Genomic DNA, 15271 nt, shown 5'->3' on the forward strand with positions numbered 1-15271 from the left:
TCAAAATGAGGGTTTCTTGGATTTTTGAGAAGAAACTCACTCCTTTTTAAGTAAGATGTTTTGTCCTTATCGGTTAAAAGTATGATAAGCGGAGAATTTCCGGTTAGCTGCAAAATGAAGCCTCGTTTGACTGAAATAAGGGGAGTTTTTCCGCTTATGCAAAGTAAAATCGCCTATTTTCGAATTTTTCGAGCCAATAGGCGGAATCCCTCCGCCTATTTAAGCGTTTTTTAATAAAAATTACTAATTAAGCGGAATTTCTCCGTCTATTTATCAGCTCGGGTACTTAACCTGTTCCCCAACCGGAATCTCTTGAAAATCGAAAAGACGTATGTCCAAATCATACGTCTTTTCTTGTTTTTTTTAATTATATAGTACTCGAAAACAGTACCCTTTAGGATTTTTCATCTTATATTTCCATAATAATTGGTAGAATCATCGGACGACGTTTGGTTTTATCATATAAAAATTGATTTAGTTCATCTCTCATACTTTGCTTCATCGTTCCCCAATCAAATGATTCTCTTGTTGTATTTCTTTCAACAATACTTCTAACCAGCTGTGTGGATTCTTCCATCAGCTTTTCTGACTCTCTCACATAAACAAAACCACGTGATATTATTTCTGGACCAGCAGTGATTTTCTTTTCCGCTCTGCTTAGTGTAACAACAACGATTAAAATTCCATCCTGAGATAATAAACGTCTATCCCTCAGGACGATGTTACCAACATCTCCTACACCACTGCCATCGATAAGGACATTGCCAGCAGGTACTTTTCCAGCAGGTTTAAATCGCTCATTTTTTATTTCTAATACTTCTCCTCTTTCAGGAATGAAAATACGATCCGTTGTAATCCCACATTGAGCAGCCACTTTGCTATGAGCCTTTAGCATTCGATATTCCCCATGTACAGGAATAAACAGTTTAGGGCTCATTAAGTTGATCATAAACTTCAGCTCTTCCTGGCTACCATGGCTAGAGGTATTCACAATTCTCTTTCCGGAGATCACATGTGCGCCTGCGCGGTACAACATATCAATGGTTTTATAAATAAACACTTCACTCCCTCTAAGAGGAGAGGCAGCAATAAGAACCGTGTCGCCTTTTTTGATATTTACTTGTCGGTGTATCTGTTTTGCCATTTTTTGAAGGGCTTCAATCGGTTCACCCTGTGTTCCAGTTGTTAACACAACAATTTCATCATCGGGATAGTTATCAATTTCTTCAATCGGAATAATTAGCTCGTCATGAACTTGCAAATAATTTAAATCCAAGGCAATATGAAAGATCTTCTCCAGGCTTTTTCCTACTACAGCAATCTTTCTTCTGCTTTCATATGCTGCATCAAACACATGTTGAATACGATTAATGTCAGATGCAAATGATGCTGCAATGATTCTTCCTTTTGCATTATAAAAAGCATCAGACATTTCCCTTACAACAATTGATTCAGAAGGAGTATAGCCAGGTTTTTCCGCTTCCGTACTATCAGATAGTAGGCAAAGAACCCCTTCTTCCCCAATTTGGGCCATTTTTCCAATTTCAGGTTTATAAAGTTCAGTCGCTGCCTGGTCAAATTTAAAGTCTCCAGTATATACAATGGCTCCTTCAGATGTATGAACACAAATACCAACAGAATCAGGGATACTATGATTGGTTTTAAAGAAAGATACTTCACACGTTTCAAAATTCACAACGGAATTTGAAGTAACGATTCGGAAATCCGTTTTTCCTCTGAATTCTTGCTCGTCCAACTTTGCTTTTGCAAGTGCAAGCGTCAGCTTCGTTCCATATACAGGAACATGTAACTCTCTTAATGTATAAGATAATGCCCCAATATGATCCTCATGTCCATGCGTTAGAAAAATAGCTTTCACTCGATCTTTGTTTTGAATTAAATATGTAATATCTGGAATAACAATATCAATTCCTAGCATTTCATTTTCAGGAAACATTAATCCTGCGTCTAAAACAAATAAGTCACCGTCCACGTCCACCACATACATGTTTTTCCCGAATTCCCCGACTCCCCCCAGAGCCACAAGCTTAATACTTTCATTCTTTCTCTTATTCAAAGTAGAATCCTCCTATGCTGTCATTTCATCCGACCCAAGATCAGTTATGATTATTATACTTGAATGATGAAATCCTTTACAACCAAAATTGAACTTGTTTGGTTACGAAGTGGATAAATCTGTATTTACATCATCTACTTCGCCAAATACGGTCAGATTCCCACATAATAAAAGGCCAACCCACACAACAAGGGTTGACCTGATTGATTTCATATATTAGCGAAATAACGTGATAATCTGTGCTCGCTCTTGTTCATTCAATGGTACTAGAGGAAGTCTCACAGACCCCACATCAAGACCTTTAATTTGGAGAGCTGTTTTAACCGGAGCGGGACTCGGTGCTTTAAACAATCCTTCCATTAATGGGAGGAGCTGTTGATGCTTCTTTGCAGCCCCTAGAATATCTCCATTTACGAAGGCTGACACCATTTCTTGCATCTCATTCCCAATCACATGCGAAGCTACTGAAACAATCCCTACTCCGCCGATAGAAAGAACTGGAATCGTTAATCCATCATCCCCACTGTATAACAAGAAGTCATCATCTGTACCTGCAATAATTGCCGTCATGGCATTTAGATTACCACTTGCCTCTTTAACCGCTACAATATTATCGATTTTAGATAAACGAATGATTGTCTCTGGTAAGATATTGACAACAGATCTACCTGGGATATTATACACCATAACAGGAAGAGTTGTTGCCTCAGCAACTGCCTTAAAGTGCTGAAACAATCCTTCTTGATTTGGTTTATTGTAATAAGGAGCAACGATCATCACAGCGTCTACGCCAATTTCTTCTGCTTTTTTTGTTAGCTCAATGGTTGCATATGTGTTATTGCTTCCTGTTCCTGCAATAACAGGAACACGCTTATCTACAACCTTTACCACATGTTGAAATAATGCAATTTTTTCTTCCTTCGATAACGTTGGAGATTCACCAGTTGTTCCTGCAATCACTAGTGAATCCGAACCGTTTTCAATCAAGTGATTAATTAATAATGTTGTTTTTGCAAAATCAATATGCCCTTTGCTATCAAAAGGCGTAACCATCGCCGTAGAGACTCGACCAAATAAAACCATATTGCCACTCCTTTAAATCTAATCCACTTAGAAAAAATCTTTAGTTCTCTTCATCAAGGTTAAAGGCATCATGCAACGAATTAACGGCTGTTACTAGATCATCTTCCTTAACAAGAACCCATATCGTTGTATGACTATCAGCCGATTGAAGGATGCGAATTCCATTTTCAGAAAGGGCTGATACAATTTTTGAGGTAACTCCCGGAACTCCTGCGATACCTGCACCCACAACAGATACCTTTGCACAATCTTTCTCAAACTCAGGCTCATGACCTAAATCACGTAAAACGGTAAGTGCCTTATCGGTCATTTCACTGGATACGGTGTAAACCACGCCATTAGGTGAGATGTTAATAAAATCAACACTAATCTTCTCATTGGCCATTGATTTAAACACTTCAGCTTGAAGATTATATTGACCTTTTTTAGCAATCACTTTTATTTGCGTGACAGGTGACAGATGGGCAATTCCAGTTACTGTCCGTTCCTTTATATCACTTCCGCGATGATCATTCGAAGTAGAAGTAACAAGCGTTCCTTCTCCATCCGAATAGGTAGAACGAATTCGAATAGGCACCTTCGCTTGCATGGCAATTTCAACCGCTCTTGGGTGAATGACTTTCGCACCTTGATACGCCATATTACATACTTCTGTATACGTTACAACCGAAAGTGGTCTAGCATTTTCAGCAATTCTAGGGTCTGCTGTCATAATTCCTTCAACATCTGTAAATATGTCGATAACCTCTGCTTTTAAAGCTGCTCCGAGTGCAGCAGCTGACGTGTCACTTCCTCCACGTCCTATCGTAGTAGTGTCACCATTTTGAGCGGCTCCTTGAAAGCCTGCAACAACCACTACATCGTATTGCCCCAGTTCTTCAATAACACGCTCACAATTCATCTTAATAATCTTCGCATTTGTATGGTCATCAGTAGTTAGAAAACCTGCTTGCGCACCCGTTAACGAAGTTGCGTTAACACCTGCCTCAAGCAGTAAGTTAGAGAATACCACACTCGAAATGGCTTCCCCACAAGACAGTAATAAGTCTTGTTCACGTTTAGAAATTAGACTTTGTGCACCGCCGATAAGGGAAAGCAGAGTGTCAGTTGCATATGGATCGCCTTTTCTACCCATAGCGGATACAACGACCACCACTTTAAACCCTTCAGCTAATGCATTTTTAATATGTCCAATTGCAAGATTTCGACTTTTTTCATCTTTTACTGAAGTGCCACCGAATTTTTGAACAATCATTCTCATTGTTACACCTCTAGTTATACAGCTTTAAATTTCTATTTTACAATACCTAACTTCACTAAACTTTCTGCGATTTGGACAGAGTTCCACGCAGCTCCTTTAAGGAGATTATCTGAAACCACCCACATATGGAAGCCTTTTTCATTGTCCAAATCCTTACGAATACGGCCAACAAAAACATCATTTTTACCAACACAATTTGCAGGCATTGGATATAGTTGGTTTTCCGGGTCATCTTGAAGCACGACTCCTGGTGCATCCTCAAGTAAGTTCTTCACTTCCTGTGCCGTTACACCCGCTTGCTCTACTTCAACAAACAGTGACTCAGAGTGACCTGTTGCAACTGGGAGACGAACGCACGTAGCTGCCACTTGAATTTCTGGTAAGTGCATAATTTTCTTTGTTTCATTGATCATTTTCATCTCTTCATACGTAAATCCGTTTTCTTGAAACTTATCAATTTGCGGAATGGCATTAAAAGCAATTTGATAATGCTTTTTATCAGATTTTACGGGCAGGATTTTTGGTTCGTAACTTTCATTAGCTACGATTGCTTTTGTTTGCTCGTACAACTCTTCCACCGCAGCCGCACCAGATCCAGAAACTGCTTGATACGTAGAAACGATAATTTTATTTAATCCATAGTGCTTACGAATCGGTTCTAATGCTACGACCATTTGGATCGTAGAACAATTCGGATTAGCAATAATTCCTTTATGTTCATGTAAGTCCATTTCATTAACTTCAGGTACTACAAGTGGAACATTTTCATCCATACGGAATGCGCTTGTGTTATCCACAACAATAGCACCATGCTTAACCGCTTCTGGTGCTAGTTCAAGTGATACGCTTCCACCTGCACTAAATAACGCAATATCGACCCCTTCAAAGCTCTCTGGCTTTGCTACTTGAACTGTATATTCAACACCTTTAAAAAGGACTTTACTCCCTGCTGAACGTGGTGATGATAATAACGTTAATTTTGAGATTGGGAAGTCTCTATTTTCAAGAGTTTGAATCATTTGTTGACCTACTGCTCCTGTTGCTCCCACAACAGCTACATGAAATCCTTTTTCTGATAATGCCATTTCGTTATTCCCCTTCCAGTATCTCTAATGATCGATATGAATTCTAGTAAAACATTTATCGCATTATTAAAAACATCAACATGTAATAAATGTCCTTTGTACCGCCATTCTGTTCCATGGCTATATAATAACATCTATTTTAACATATTCATGCATTAATGAAGTACATTTTTTATTTAAGCCGTGTAAAGGAATCTATTTTTCCTTATAACACGGCTTTTAGTCTATTGCTAGAGTTGGATGAGGGCATATTACCTCTACTGTCTATTGTGCATCTTTATACCTTTCAACGAGTACTGGTTGAATTTGTCGGCCCGAAAGAGCAGCCTCCACTGTATCAGATAGCATGGTCATACGCGCGACTAATGAATTTGGTTTTTTAACTGGGTCATCTTGACCATACGGAATAAAATATATATTTTTTGTCGCCATTAATCTCATCAAATTAACTCCATTTAATCCAAGAGCATCATTTGTCGAAATCCCTAATACTACTGGTTTCCCATTTCGCAACGTCGCTTTAGCAGCCATTAACACCGGAGAATCAGTCATCGCATTAGCAAATTTACTCATAGAATTTCCAGTTAATGGAGCGATGATCATGCAGTCTAATGGAATCTTTGGTCCTAGTGGCTCTGCACCAACAATCGAATCAATCACTTTATTTCCAGTTAATTTTTCAATTCTTTCAATCCAATCCTCACCTTTTCCAAAGCGAGTAGTTGTATTTTTCACAGTGTTTGTTACTACTGGTAATACCTCTGCACCAGCATTGATAAGATTCTCGATTTCTGGATATACAGCATCATACGTACAGTGAGAACCCGTTAAACCGAAGCCGATTTTTTTTCCTTTTAAGCTCATGTTACTTCCCCTTTCTTGATTGCATATCATCTAACAGCAGTTGAGAAAGAACGTTTGCTAAAATTTGTCCTGCTGTTTTTGGAGCAACGATGCCTGGAAGTCCTGGGGCCAAAAGAGCTTTTATTCCCCTTTTTTCAGCATATCGAAAGTCGGTTCCACCAGGCTTTGATGCTAAATCAATGATCAGTGTATGAGTAGGCATTCTTGAGATAACGGAAGCCGTAACGACTAAATCAGGAATCGTATTGATACAGATATCAACATCCTTTACCTGTTGCGATAATTCGTCAAGGTGAAATGGTGTTAAAGCCATTTCAGTGATTCGAGCAATATGCTCTCCCTTTCTCGCTCCCACTTTCACTTTTGCTCCTAAAGCAGAGAATGTGCGTGCCACACTCATCCCTACTCTTCCTAAGCCAAGCACCATAATCGTTGATCCATGTATAGTAAAGTCGGTGTGCTGAATTGCCATCATAATCGTACCTTCTACTGTCGGTATGGAATTATATATAGCAACATCGTCCCGTTCGAACAATTTCACGAGTCTTCGTTTGGAGTCACCCGTAATTTTATTCAAGTATGCATTGGAAATTCCGGAATAAATCGTACAATGTTCTGGTGTTTGCTCTAAGTGTTCTACAGTTAAAACTACCTTTTCATTCGAGAAGATCGTTTCTACTTGACCTTCCGTATTTGTTCCAGCTACCGGCAAAATGATCGCATCTATATCTGAAAATACTACTTCATCCAATTTCTCCTTTACTGCACCAGTAAAGGCATGGTCGAGTTGCTCAAAGCCAATCAAAGAGAGCTTCGCATCGAGCTCTGTTAGCTTCCGGACGATTTCGAGCTGTCTTGCGTCTCCGCCTATGACTGCTATTTGCATCCCTGTTAGCATGAAACACTCACCTTCTTTTTAAATAATCCAAATCCAAATCTTACTGCATTACTCCAACATACTATGTATTTACCCCTTAATCGGTGAGTTTTCCTAGGAAAAAAGCCTAAATAAAAAAAGAACTGATGCCTACGCACAGTTCTTTACTCCTCTTGAATATCAATGATTATCATATCCGTCCCAATTGTCTTTATATGCTTCCATGGAACTCTAACCTCTCCACCTTGCCTTTTAAAACCAAACCATTTGACCGAGGGGATTAAAAGAGCCTGTATTTGCCCGTTGCTTTCGTTTATCTCTAAATCAGTCTGACCAAGTATGCCAAGTCTTTCTGCTTTTTTGACATCTACAATTTCCTTCCCGCTCAATTCACTTAGTCTCAATTTCATCTCCCCCTTTTGTCCTCTCTATATCCTAGTATAGGGAAGCTAAATATATACGTAGGAATAAAAGAAAATAGCAAAAAAGCCCGAGCAAATATCTCAGGCTTTAAAAACTATATATTTTTTGGAAGAACTCCGTCTGGACTAATCAAGGACACCGAATACTTGTCATTGAAAATCTTATTAGCCATAGCATCTACACCATCTTTTGAAACGGCATCAATCTGCTCAACAATTTCATCAAGCGTGCGATGTCTTCCTAATAGAAGCTCATTCTTCCCGTTTCGGCTCATTCGACTATTGGTGCTTTCGAGACTAAGCATTAAGCTACCCTTTAGCTGTTCCTTACTATTTCGAAGTTCCTTATCTGTAATACCTTCAGCCTTTAGTTTTGCCAAGGTTTCTTGGATCGTATCAAATAATACATCCAATTGTTTTGCACCAGTACCACCATAAATCGTAATTACTCCCGAATCTTGGAACGAAGAATGATAAGAGTACACTGAATATGCAAGACCACGCTGTTCACGAACCTCTTGGAACAATCTACTACTCATGCTACCACCTAGAATATTATTTAGAGTAATTAGGTTATAAATTTCCTCATCTCCAACCTGTAACCCTTCAAATCCAATACATAGATGGGCCTGCTCTGTTTCTTTCTTTCTTGAAAGTGTGTTTGTATGAAACTGAGGCTTTTCAAATTGATTATTCGATTTTCCTGCCTCATATGACCCAAACAACTTCTCCACTTCTTGAATAAATGCTTCAGAAATATTTCCTGCAACGGATATGACCACATTTTCCGGAGTGTATGTATCATGCATATATTGCTTTAGCGTATCTCCTGTAAAGGTTGCTAATGTATCCTCTGTTCCTAGTATCGGAAACCCAAGAGAATGGCTTTCATAAATCGCTTTACTCAAAAGATCGTGAACGATATCATCTGGTGTGTCATCATACATTTTAATTTCTTCATAGACCACATTTTTTTCTTTATCTAATTCCTCAGCAACAAATGTTGAGTGGAAAAACATATCTGATAATACATCAAGTGCAAAGCTAGCATGGGTATCGAGAACCTTCGCATAATAGCAAGTATATTCCTTGGATGTAAAGGCGTTCACTTGTCCACCAATGCTATCGAAACTTTCTGCAATTTCCCTAGCAGTCCTTGTTTTTGTACCTTTAAAAAACATATGCTCAAGAAAATGCGAAATTCCGTTATTTTCTGGTGTTTCATTTCGAGAGCCAGTTCCAATCCAAACTCCGATTGCGACGGAACGAACCGTAGGGATATTTTCTAGAACAATTCTAACCCCATTTTGGCATGTATATCTCTTTATCACATGAACTCCTCCTGTTCTACAACGTACTGCTACGATTATTATTCGTTTTCTGGTGTGACTATTAATTATTCTTGCTCATTTAATACCGATTTCTTCATAATTCTTTCTTCACTCAATAACTCAGACACCGTATTAATTTCATATTTTTCAACCTTAATTCGTTTAATAAGCTCATCAAGAGCTTTTGCCGTTGAATCGGTTGGATGCATGAGAATCATAGCTCCTTTATGCACTTTACCCATGACACGATTGATTAGTTGCTGTGGTGTTGGCTTTTGCCAGTCAATTGTATCCACGCTCCACATGACTGTTCCAAGCTTATACTCTGATGCGATTTTCACTACTTCTTCACGATAACTTCCGCTTGGAGGAGCAAGCCATACAACTTCCTCTCCTGTTGTCGCTTTGATCACTTCGTTTGTTTTTACAATTTCTTCTCGAATTTTAGCTGAAGAAATTTGCTTCATATCTGGATGAGTATAAGAATGGTTACCAACTTCATGACCGGCCTCAACAATCATTTTTGCAAGCTCTGGATTTTCTTTTACCCATCTTCCTTCAAGAAAAAAGCTTGCATGAACATTATTCTTTTTTAACGTTTCCAAAATTGGTCCAAGGTACTCATTTCCCCATGCAACATTTATAATAAATGAAACCATTGGCTTATCAGGGTGGCCTTTATAAATGGCTGTCGGGGGTAAATCCTTTAAATGAACTGCTGGTGTTGTCTGTATGTATACGAGTTTGGCTGCATCGAATTTCCCGTCCTTTTTCATCTTAGCATAACTAGCAGAAATGTCGACTTTTAAGCCATTATATCCAGGGATGGCCTTCCAAACAGGGTCAATCTTTGCATCTTGAGCTGGTTTTTCGTATTCCTTTGCTACTTCTTCAATCTCCATAAACAGGGCATTTTTTTGACCTGAAACAGGAATATTTATCACCTTTAATCCACTTACGTATCCATCCGTAAGTGGATTGTTAACTAATGTAATAGAAAGCATACCAATAATAAGAAAAGTAATTAGTCTTTTCATTCTCTCTCTCCTCCTTCACTTGTACAATATGTGAAGAAAGGACAAGGTAGAACAAGCGAACGACAATTCTTTCTATGTACTAGAAACCAACCGAATGTAAGCGATACCAATAAAATGTATAAAAAAAACCAGGGAGAAAGACCTGGCTTTTCATTGTCATTCTTTAATTTTGGGCCTGTTCTTTTTGTTCACGTTGTTCTTTAAGAACGACTTTTCGTGACAAGTTTACACGACCTTGCTTATCAATTTCCATAACTTTTACTAGGATTTCATCACCAATTGCTACCACATCTTCTACTTTGCCTACTCTTTCTTCAGCAAGTTCAGAAATGTGAACTAACCCATCTTTTCCGCTAAATAGCTCAACAAATGCTCCGAATTTCTCAATTCGTTTTACTTTCCCTAAATACATTTGTCCAACTTCAACTTCACGAACGATGTCTTCAATGATTTTCTTAGCTTTTTGGTTCATTTCTTCATTAGTAGATGAGATGAAGACTGTACCATCTTGCTCAATATCAATTTTTACGCCAGTTTCTTCAATAATCTTATTGATTTGCTTTCCACTTGGTCCAATAACATCACGAATCTTATCAGGATTGATATAGATTGTAATAATCTTTGGTGCGTATTTAGATAGCTGCTCTTTCGGAGTTGAAATCGTCGCAAGCATGGAATCAAGAATTTGCATACGACCTACCTTAGCTTGCTGCAATGCTTCTTCAAGAATTTGTCTTGATAAACCTTCGATTTTTATATCCATTTGTAATGCTGTTACACCTTTTGACGTACCAGCCACTTTAAAGTCCATATCGCCCAGATGGTCTTCCATACCTTGAATATCAGTAAGAATTGTGTAATGCTCACCAGATTTCACAAGACCCATCGCAATACCAGCTACTGGTGCTTTAATTGGAACTCCAGCGTCCATCATTGCCAAGGTACTTGCACAAATACTTGCTTGGGAAGTAGAACCGTTTGATTCTAAAACTTCTGATACGAGTCGAATTGTGTATGGGAAATCCTTTTCAGAAGGAATAATCGGTTCTAATGCACGCTCACCTAACGCACCATGTCCAATTTCACGACGTCCAGGTCCACGCATAGGCCCCGTTTCTCCAACAGAGAAATTAGGGAAGTTATAGTGGTGCATGAAACGCTTCTCTTCTTCGATTCCTAGTCCATCTAGGATTTGTACATCTCCTAAAGCCCCAAGTGTACAAATACTCAATGCTTGAGTTTGTCCACGTGTGAACAGACCAGAACCATGTGTACGAGGGAGTAGATCAATCTCTGATGATAGTGGACGAATCTCCTCTGGATTACGGCCATCAGGTCTAACCTTTTCTTCAGTAATTAAACGACGAACCTCGCCTTTAACCATCTTATCTAAAATTTGTTTTACTTGTTTTAAATCTTCGTCTTCTGCTTCTTCTTCCTCGTATTTTGCAATAACCGTATCCTTAACGGCACGGATAGCATCTTCACGAGCGTGCTTTTCTTGAACTTGAATGGCTTTAATCATATCCGCTTCACACATTCCACGAATTTCCGCTTCAAGATCGGCATCAAGTTGATATAAAACAACCTCTGTCTTTTCTTTCCCGATTTCAGCTGCAATTTCTTCTTGGAATGCGATTAATCTTTTGATTTCTTCATGTCCAAACATAATCGCTTCAAGCATTGTTTCTTCTGGTACTTCTTCTGCACCAGCTTCAACCATGTTAATGGCATCTTTTGTTCCAGCAACAACTAAGTGCATATCGCTCTTTTCTGTTTCTGCAACAGAAGGATTGATAACAAATTGACCATCAATGCGGCCAACGGTTACACCTGCAATTGGTCCTTCAAAAGGAATATCTGAAACAGAAAGTGCCAGAGATGAACCAAACATAGCTGCCATTTCAGATGAACAGTCTTGATCCACACTCATTACCATACTAACTACTTGCACTTCATTACGGAATCCATCCGCAAACAATGGACGAATCGGTCTGTCAATTAAGCGGCTAGCTAGTATTGCTTTTTCACTCGGACGTCCTTCACGTTTAATAAATCCACCAGGAATTTTCCCTACCGCGTATAGACGCTCCTCATAGTTTACTGTTAATGGAAAGAAATCGAGTTTCTTTGGTTCCTTCGATGCTGTAGCCGTACTAAGTACTGCTGTATCGCCATAGCGAACGAGCACTGCGCCGTTTGCTTGTTTTGCAAGCTGTCCAATTTCCACAGAAAGCTTACGACCAGCCCAATCTATTGAATAGATTTTCTTGTCTTGTCCCATTTTTTACCCCTCTCTACCAATTATCTTTGGTATGTTAACGTGTAATTGCATGTATATAAATTGTTCTATCCCGTATTGGAGAACAAATATAAGAATATAGGCGAATATTCTATAGTATGTACATAATTATGAATCCTTAAAAAGCTTATTAATAGAAATTTATTGCTAACAAAAAAGCGGGAAAGAATCCCGCTTTAAAGATTAGCGACGTAAGCCAAGCTTCGTGATTAATTCACGGTAACGAGTAACATCCTTGTTACGAAGGTATGTTAATAAGTTACGACGTCTACCTACCATTTTTAAAAGACCGCGACGTGAGTGGTGGTCCTTCTTATGAGTACGTAAGTGTTCATTTAAGTTGTTGATTTCCTCAGTAAGGACAGCGATTTGAACTTCTGGAGATCCAGTGTCGCTTTCATGAGTTTTGTACTCATTAATAAGTTCATTTTTACGTTCTTTAGTGATTGCCATCCGTTTCACCTCCTATTATTTCAATCCCCTGTTACTGAGCCAGCGTCGGTGACTCGACTAGCCAAGCAAAGGTTCATTTCGTACGTTTCTTAGAATACACTTTTTTATGACAAATTGCAAGGCTTTGTCTTGCAATTTTCAAAGTAAAGCATTGAATTTTGTTTATCTCGCTCGATTTGCGCCACAAGTTCATCAATTCCAGTAAATTTCTGTTCGGAACGAAGGTATTTATGCCACTCTATCGTTACATACTCTCCATATATTTGATCATCAAAGTCAAAAATATGAACTTCGACACTTGGCCTATTCGATTTTTCCTTATTAAAAGTCGGTTTAAACCCGATGTTGCACACACCTTCGTACCATTTTCCATTTACATGCATTCGTACAGCGTGAACACCTAGTGGCGGCAAAATATACTCCTCATTTAAGTCAATATTTGCTGTCGGGAAACCAATCGTTCTTCCTCTTTTGTCACCGTGAACAACTATTCCCATCGTTGTATAATAACGGCCGAGTAACTCTGGAAGAGTATCTAGTTGACCATTTTTAATATGATTTCTGATTAAAGTTGAACTTATTTTTTCATCATGGCTTTCGAGCTTCGGAACAACCGTAAAGGTAAATGCTTGTCTTGAGTGAAACTGTAGAGTTTCCATCGTACCTTTACCAAGCTTTCCGTAAGAATAATCAAAGCCAGCGACAACGTGAACAGCACCTAGTTCGATTAAATATTGGTCAACAAACTCCTGTGGCAGTAGGTTAGCAAATTCGTTTGTAAAATTGACAACAAATAAGTAATCAACCTGTTGTTCAGAAATAATTTTGATCTTTTCTTCTAACGGTGTAATATACTCCACCTTTTCTACCTTTTTAAGTACAACTGATGGATGCGGAGTAAATGTCATTACAGCACTTTTTATTCCCTTTTCCTTGGCTATTTCCGAAGCCGTATCGATTACTCTCTTATGTCCTAGATGTACCCCATCAAAATAACCAAGAGCAACGACCATTGGTTGAAACATATCCTTTGAGAATTGATGAGGATGTGTAATATTTAAAACTTCCACAAGCTTTCTCCCTTTCTTTACCAACCTAATTCTCTATATGTAGTACCTTTGTTGGCTTCATTAGATTAGGCTTATGAGGATGGTGCATGTATATAGCTAGCGCTTTATGATCCATCGTTTCAAGAACTATGGGTTGTTTAATATCTTTTAATATTTCAGGTATTTCGAGAACAGCTCCATTTTTCACTTTCTCAACTAATTTATCATTTATTTGATATTTCGGCAAATGAATAAGTGCTCTTTCAATGGGATATAAAGCGTTTAATATCGTTCCGTTATATACCATTTCCTCTACTTCTGATAGTGTCTTACAGTCATCAAGAGAAAATGACGCTGACTCGGTGCGTCTTAAGTCAGACATATGAGCAGGGTAACCTAATCGTTCTCCAATCATAACAGCTAATGTCCTAATATATGTTCCCTTGCTACAAGCAACACGAAATTTAAAGGTAATGGTTTCTCCTTCAAACACTTCACGGTCATCTAAAAGCTCTATCGAATAGATTGTCACCTGTCTTGTAGGACGTTCCACTTCAATTCCTTTTCTTGCATACTCATACAAACGTTTTCCATTTACCTTGACCGCTGAGTACATAGGTGGGGTTTGAGAAATCTCACCTGTTAGTTCCAATAACACAGCTTTCACCTGCTCGCGAGTAATCGAAGTTTCAATGACTTTTTTTTCAACCACTTCACCCGTCGCATCTTCGGTTGTTGTAGAAAAGCCAAGCGTTACTTCCCCTTCGTATACTTTTCCTGCATCTGTTATGTATTCAGCCACCTTTGTAGCTCTCCCAAGGCAAATCGGTAAAACTCCATCAACCTCTGGGTCAAGTGTACCCGTATGTCCTATCCGCTTCATTCGCAGTATTTTTCTAAGCTTAAAGACACAATCGTGAGATGTCATACCTTTAGGCTTAAATAATGGCAAAATCCCTTCCATTTTTGATCCTCCTGGTCTTCAATTAGAAAAAAAGGATAGACATGATGTCTATCCTCTTTGATCAATCTTCTCGTTCGGTCTGTTCTTCTTTCGTCTCTTCCTTAATCTGATACAGAAGATTTTCAATACGATTTCCATAGTCAATCGATTCATCGAATTCAAATGTAATTTCAGGAGTCTTTCTTAGACGAATTCTCTGCCCGATTTCCGAACGGATAAATCCTTTTGCTTTAGCTAACCCCTTCAGTGTATTCTCTCTTTGAAGGTCATCACCTAACACAGAAATAAACACCTTTGCTTGTTGAAGATCACCTGTTACTTGTACGTCTGTAACAGTCACAAAGCCAATACGTGGGTCCTTTATTTTTCGTCCAATAATTTCCCCAAGTTCTTTCTTCATCTGTTCTCCAACTCGATTAGATCTAAGGCTCATGGTAGTCACCTCTTTGTCATCCTTAGAAAACAA

14 protein-coding genes are annotated in these 15271 nt (G+C 38.7%); all 14 read right to left on the reverse strand.

All coding sequences use genetic code 11. The annotated features are described in order from the left end of the window. Nucleotides 1–409: 409 nt before the first annotated feature. Nucleotides 410–2077 carry a ribonuclease J gene (locus M3175_RS05270; RefSeq protein ID WP_251515630.1) on the reverse strand — a complete coding sequence of 556 codons (1668 nt, stop codon included), beginning with the start codon at nt 2075–2077 and terminating at the stop codon, nt 410–412. A 216-nt stretch (nt 2078–2293) separates the two neighbouring features. Further along, a complete protein-coding gene (gene dapA, locus M3175_RS05275) occupies nt 2294–3160 on the reverse strand; it encodes a 4-hydroxy-tetrahydrodipicolinate synthase (RefSeq protein WP_251515632.1) in 867 nt (288 codons plus the stop codon). 40 nt (nt 3161–3200) lie between these two features. Further along, nucleotides 3201–4421, reverse strand: a complete 1221-nt coding sequence (gene dapG / locus M3175_RS05280; protein WP_251515634.1) for an aspartate kinase — start codon at nt 4419–4421, stop codon at nt 3201–3203. Nucleotides 4422–4453: 32 nt separating this feature from the next. Beyond that, the gene (gene asd, locus M3175_RS05285; RefSeq protein ID WP_251515636.1) at nt 4454–5506 is read right to left on the reverse strand and encodes an aspartate-semialdehyde dehydrogenase; all 1053 of its coding nucleotides are present in this window, start codon (nt 5504–5506) and stop codon (nt 4454–4456) included. A 264-nt stretch (nt 5507–5770) separates the two neighbouring features. Next, nucleotides 5771–6370 carry a dipicolinate synthase subunit B gene (gene dpaB / locus M3175_RS05290; RefSeq protein ID WP_251515638.1) on the reverse strand — a complete coding sequence of 200 codons (600 nt, stop codon included), beginning with the start codon at nt 6368–6370 and terminating at the stop codon, nt 5771–5773. A 1-nt stretch (nt 6371) separates the two neighbouring features. Then, entirely contained in the window at nt 6372–7268 is an 897-nt protein-coding gene (gene dpaA, locus M3175_RS05295) for a dipicolinic acid synthetase subunit A (protein ID WP_251515640.1), read from the reverse strand. A 143-nt stretch (nt 7269–7411) separates the two neighbouring features. After that, nucleotides 7412–7651, reverse strand: a complete 240-nt coding sequence (locus M3175_RS05300) for a YlmC/YmxH family sporulation protein (RefSeq protein ID WP_066053414.1) — start codon at nt 7649–7651, stop codon at nt 7412–7414. Between the two features lie 113 nt (nt 7652–7764). Next, entirely contained in the window at nt 7765–9000 is a 1236-nt protein-coding gene (locus M3175_RS05305; protein ID WP_251515642.1) for a M16 family metallopeptidase, read from the reverse strand. A gap of 65 nt (nt 9001–9065) precedes the next feature. Further along, entirely contained in the window at nt 9066–10037 is a 972-nt protein-coding gene (locus M3175_RS05310) for a polysaccharide deacetylase family protein (protein WP_251515644.1), read from the reverse strand. A 163-nt stretch (nt 10038–10200) separates the two neighbouring features. Beyond that, nucleotides 10201–12321: a polyribonucleotide nucleotidyltransferase gene (gene pnp / locus M3175_RS05315; protein ID WP_251515646.1), complete on the reverse strand. Its 2121-nt coding sequence runs from the start codon at nt 12319–12321 to the stop codon at nt 10201–10203. 201 nt (nt 12322–12522) lie between these two features. Continuing rightward, nucleotides 12523–12792: a 30S ribosomal protein S15 gene (rpsO, locus tag M3175_RS05320; RefSeq protein WP_119707582.1), complete on the reverse strand. Its 270-nt coding sequence runs from the start codon at nt 12790–12792 to the stop codon at nt 12523–12525. Nucleotides 12793–12896: 104 nt separating this feature from the next. Then, a complete protein-coding gene (ribF, locus tag M3175_RS05325) occupies nt 12897–13862 on the reverse strand; it encodes a bifunctional riboflavin kinase/FAD synthetase (protein ID WP_251515648.1) in 966 nt (321 codons plus the stop codon). Nucleotides 13863–13887: 25 nt separating this feature from the next. Continuing rightward, complete coding sequence (truB, locus tag M3175_RS05330) at nt 13888–14805, reverse strand: tRNA pseudouridine(55) synthase TruB (protein WP_251515650.1); 918 nt, start codon at nt 14803–14805, stop codon at nt 13888–13890. Nucleotides 14806–14866: 61 nt separating this feature from the next. Beyond that, a complete protein-coding gene (rbfA, locus tag M3175_RS05335; RefSeq protein WP_066053396.1) occupies nt 14867–15238 on the reverse strand; it encodes a 30S ribosome-binding factor RbfA in 372 nt (123 codons plus the stop codon). Nucleotides 15239–15271: the final 33 nt, after the last annotated feature.

This window comes from Robertmurraya korlensis (assembly GCF_023715225.1).
GTDB lineage: Bacteria > Bacillota > Bacilli > Bacillales > Cytobacillaceae > Robertmurraya_A.

What these genes read in the sequence shown, in the direction of transcription:
- dapA (WP_251515632.1), bottom strand. Translation starts at nt 3,160, where the DNA reads ATGGTTTTATTTGGTCGAGTCTCTACGGCGATGGTTACGCCTTTTGAT.
- dpaA (WP_251515640.1), bottom strand. Translation starts at nt 7,268, where the DNA reads ATGCTAACAGGGATGCAAATAGCAGTCATAGGCGGAGACGCAAGACAG.
- rpsO (WP_119707582.1), bottom strand. Translation starts at nt 12,792, where the DNA reads ATGGCAATCACTAAAGAACGTAAAAATGAACTTATTAATGAGTACAAA.
- M3175_RS05310 (WP_251515644.1), bottom strand. Translation starts at nt 10,037, where the DNA reads ATGAAAAGACTAATTACTTTTCTTATTATTGGTATGCTTTCTATTACA.
- dapG (WP_251515634.1), bottom strand. Translation starts at nt 4,421, where the DNA reads ATGAGAATGATTGTTCAAAAATTCGGTGGCACTTCAGTAAAAGATGAA.
- dpaB (WP_251515638.1), bottom strand. Translation starts at nt 6,370, where the DNA reads ATGAGCTTAAAAGGAAAAAAAATCGGCTTCGGTTTAACGGGTTCTCAC.
- rbfA (WP_066053396.1), bottom strand. Translation starts at nt 15,238, where the DNA reads ATGAGCCTTAGATCTAATCGAGTTGGAGAACAGATGAAGAAAGAACTT.
- truB (WP_251515650.1), bottom strand. Translation starts at nt 14,805, where the DNA reads ATGGAAGGGATTTTGCCATTATTTAAGCCTAAAGGTATGACATCTCAC.
- asd (WP_251515636.1), bottom strand. Translation starts at nt 5,506, where the DNA reads ATGGCATTATCAGAAAAAGGATTTCATGTAGCTGTTGTGGGAGCAACA.
- pnp (WP_251515646.1), bottom strand. Translation starts at nt 12,321, where the DNA reads ATGGGACAAGACAAGAAAATCTATTCAATAGATTGGGCTGGTCGTAAG.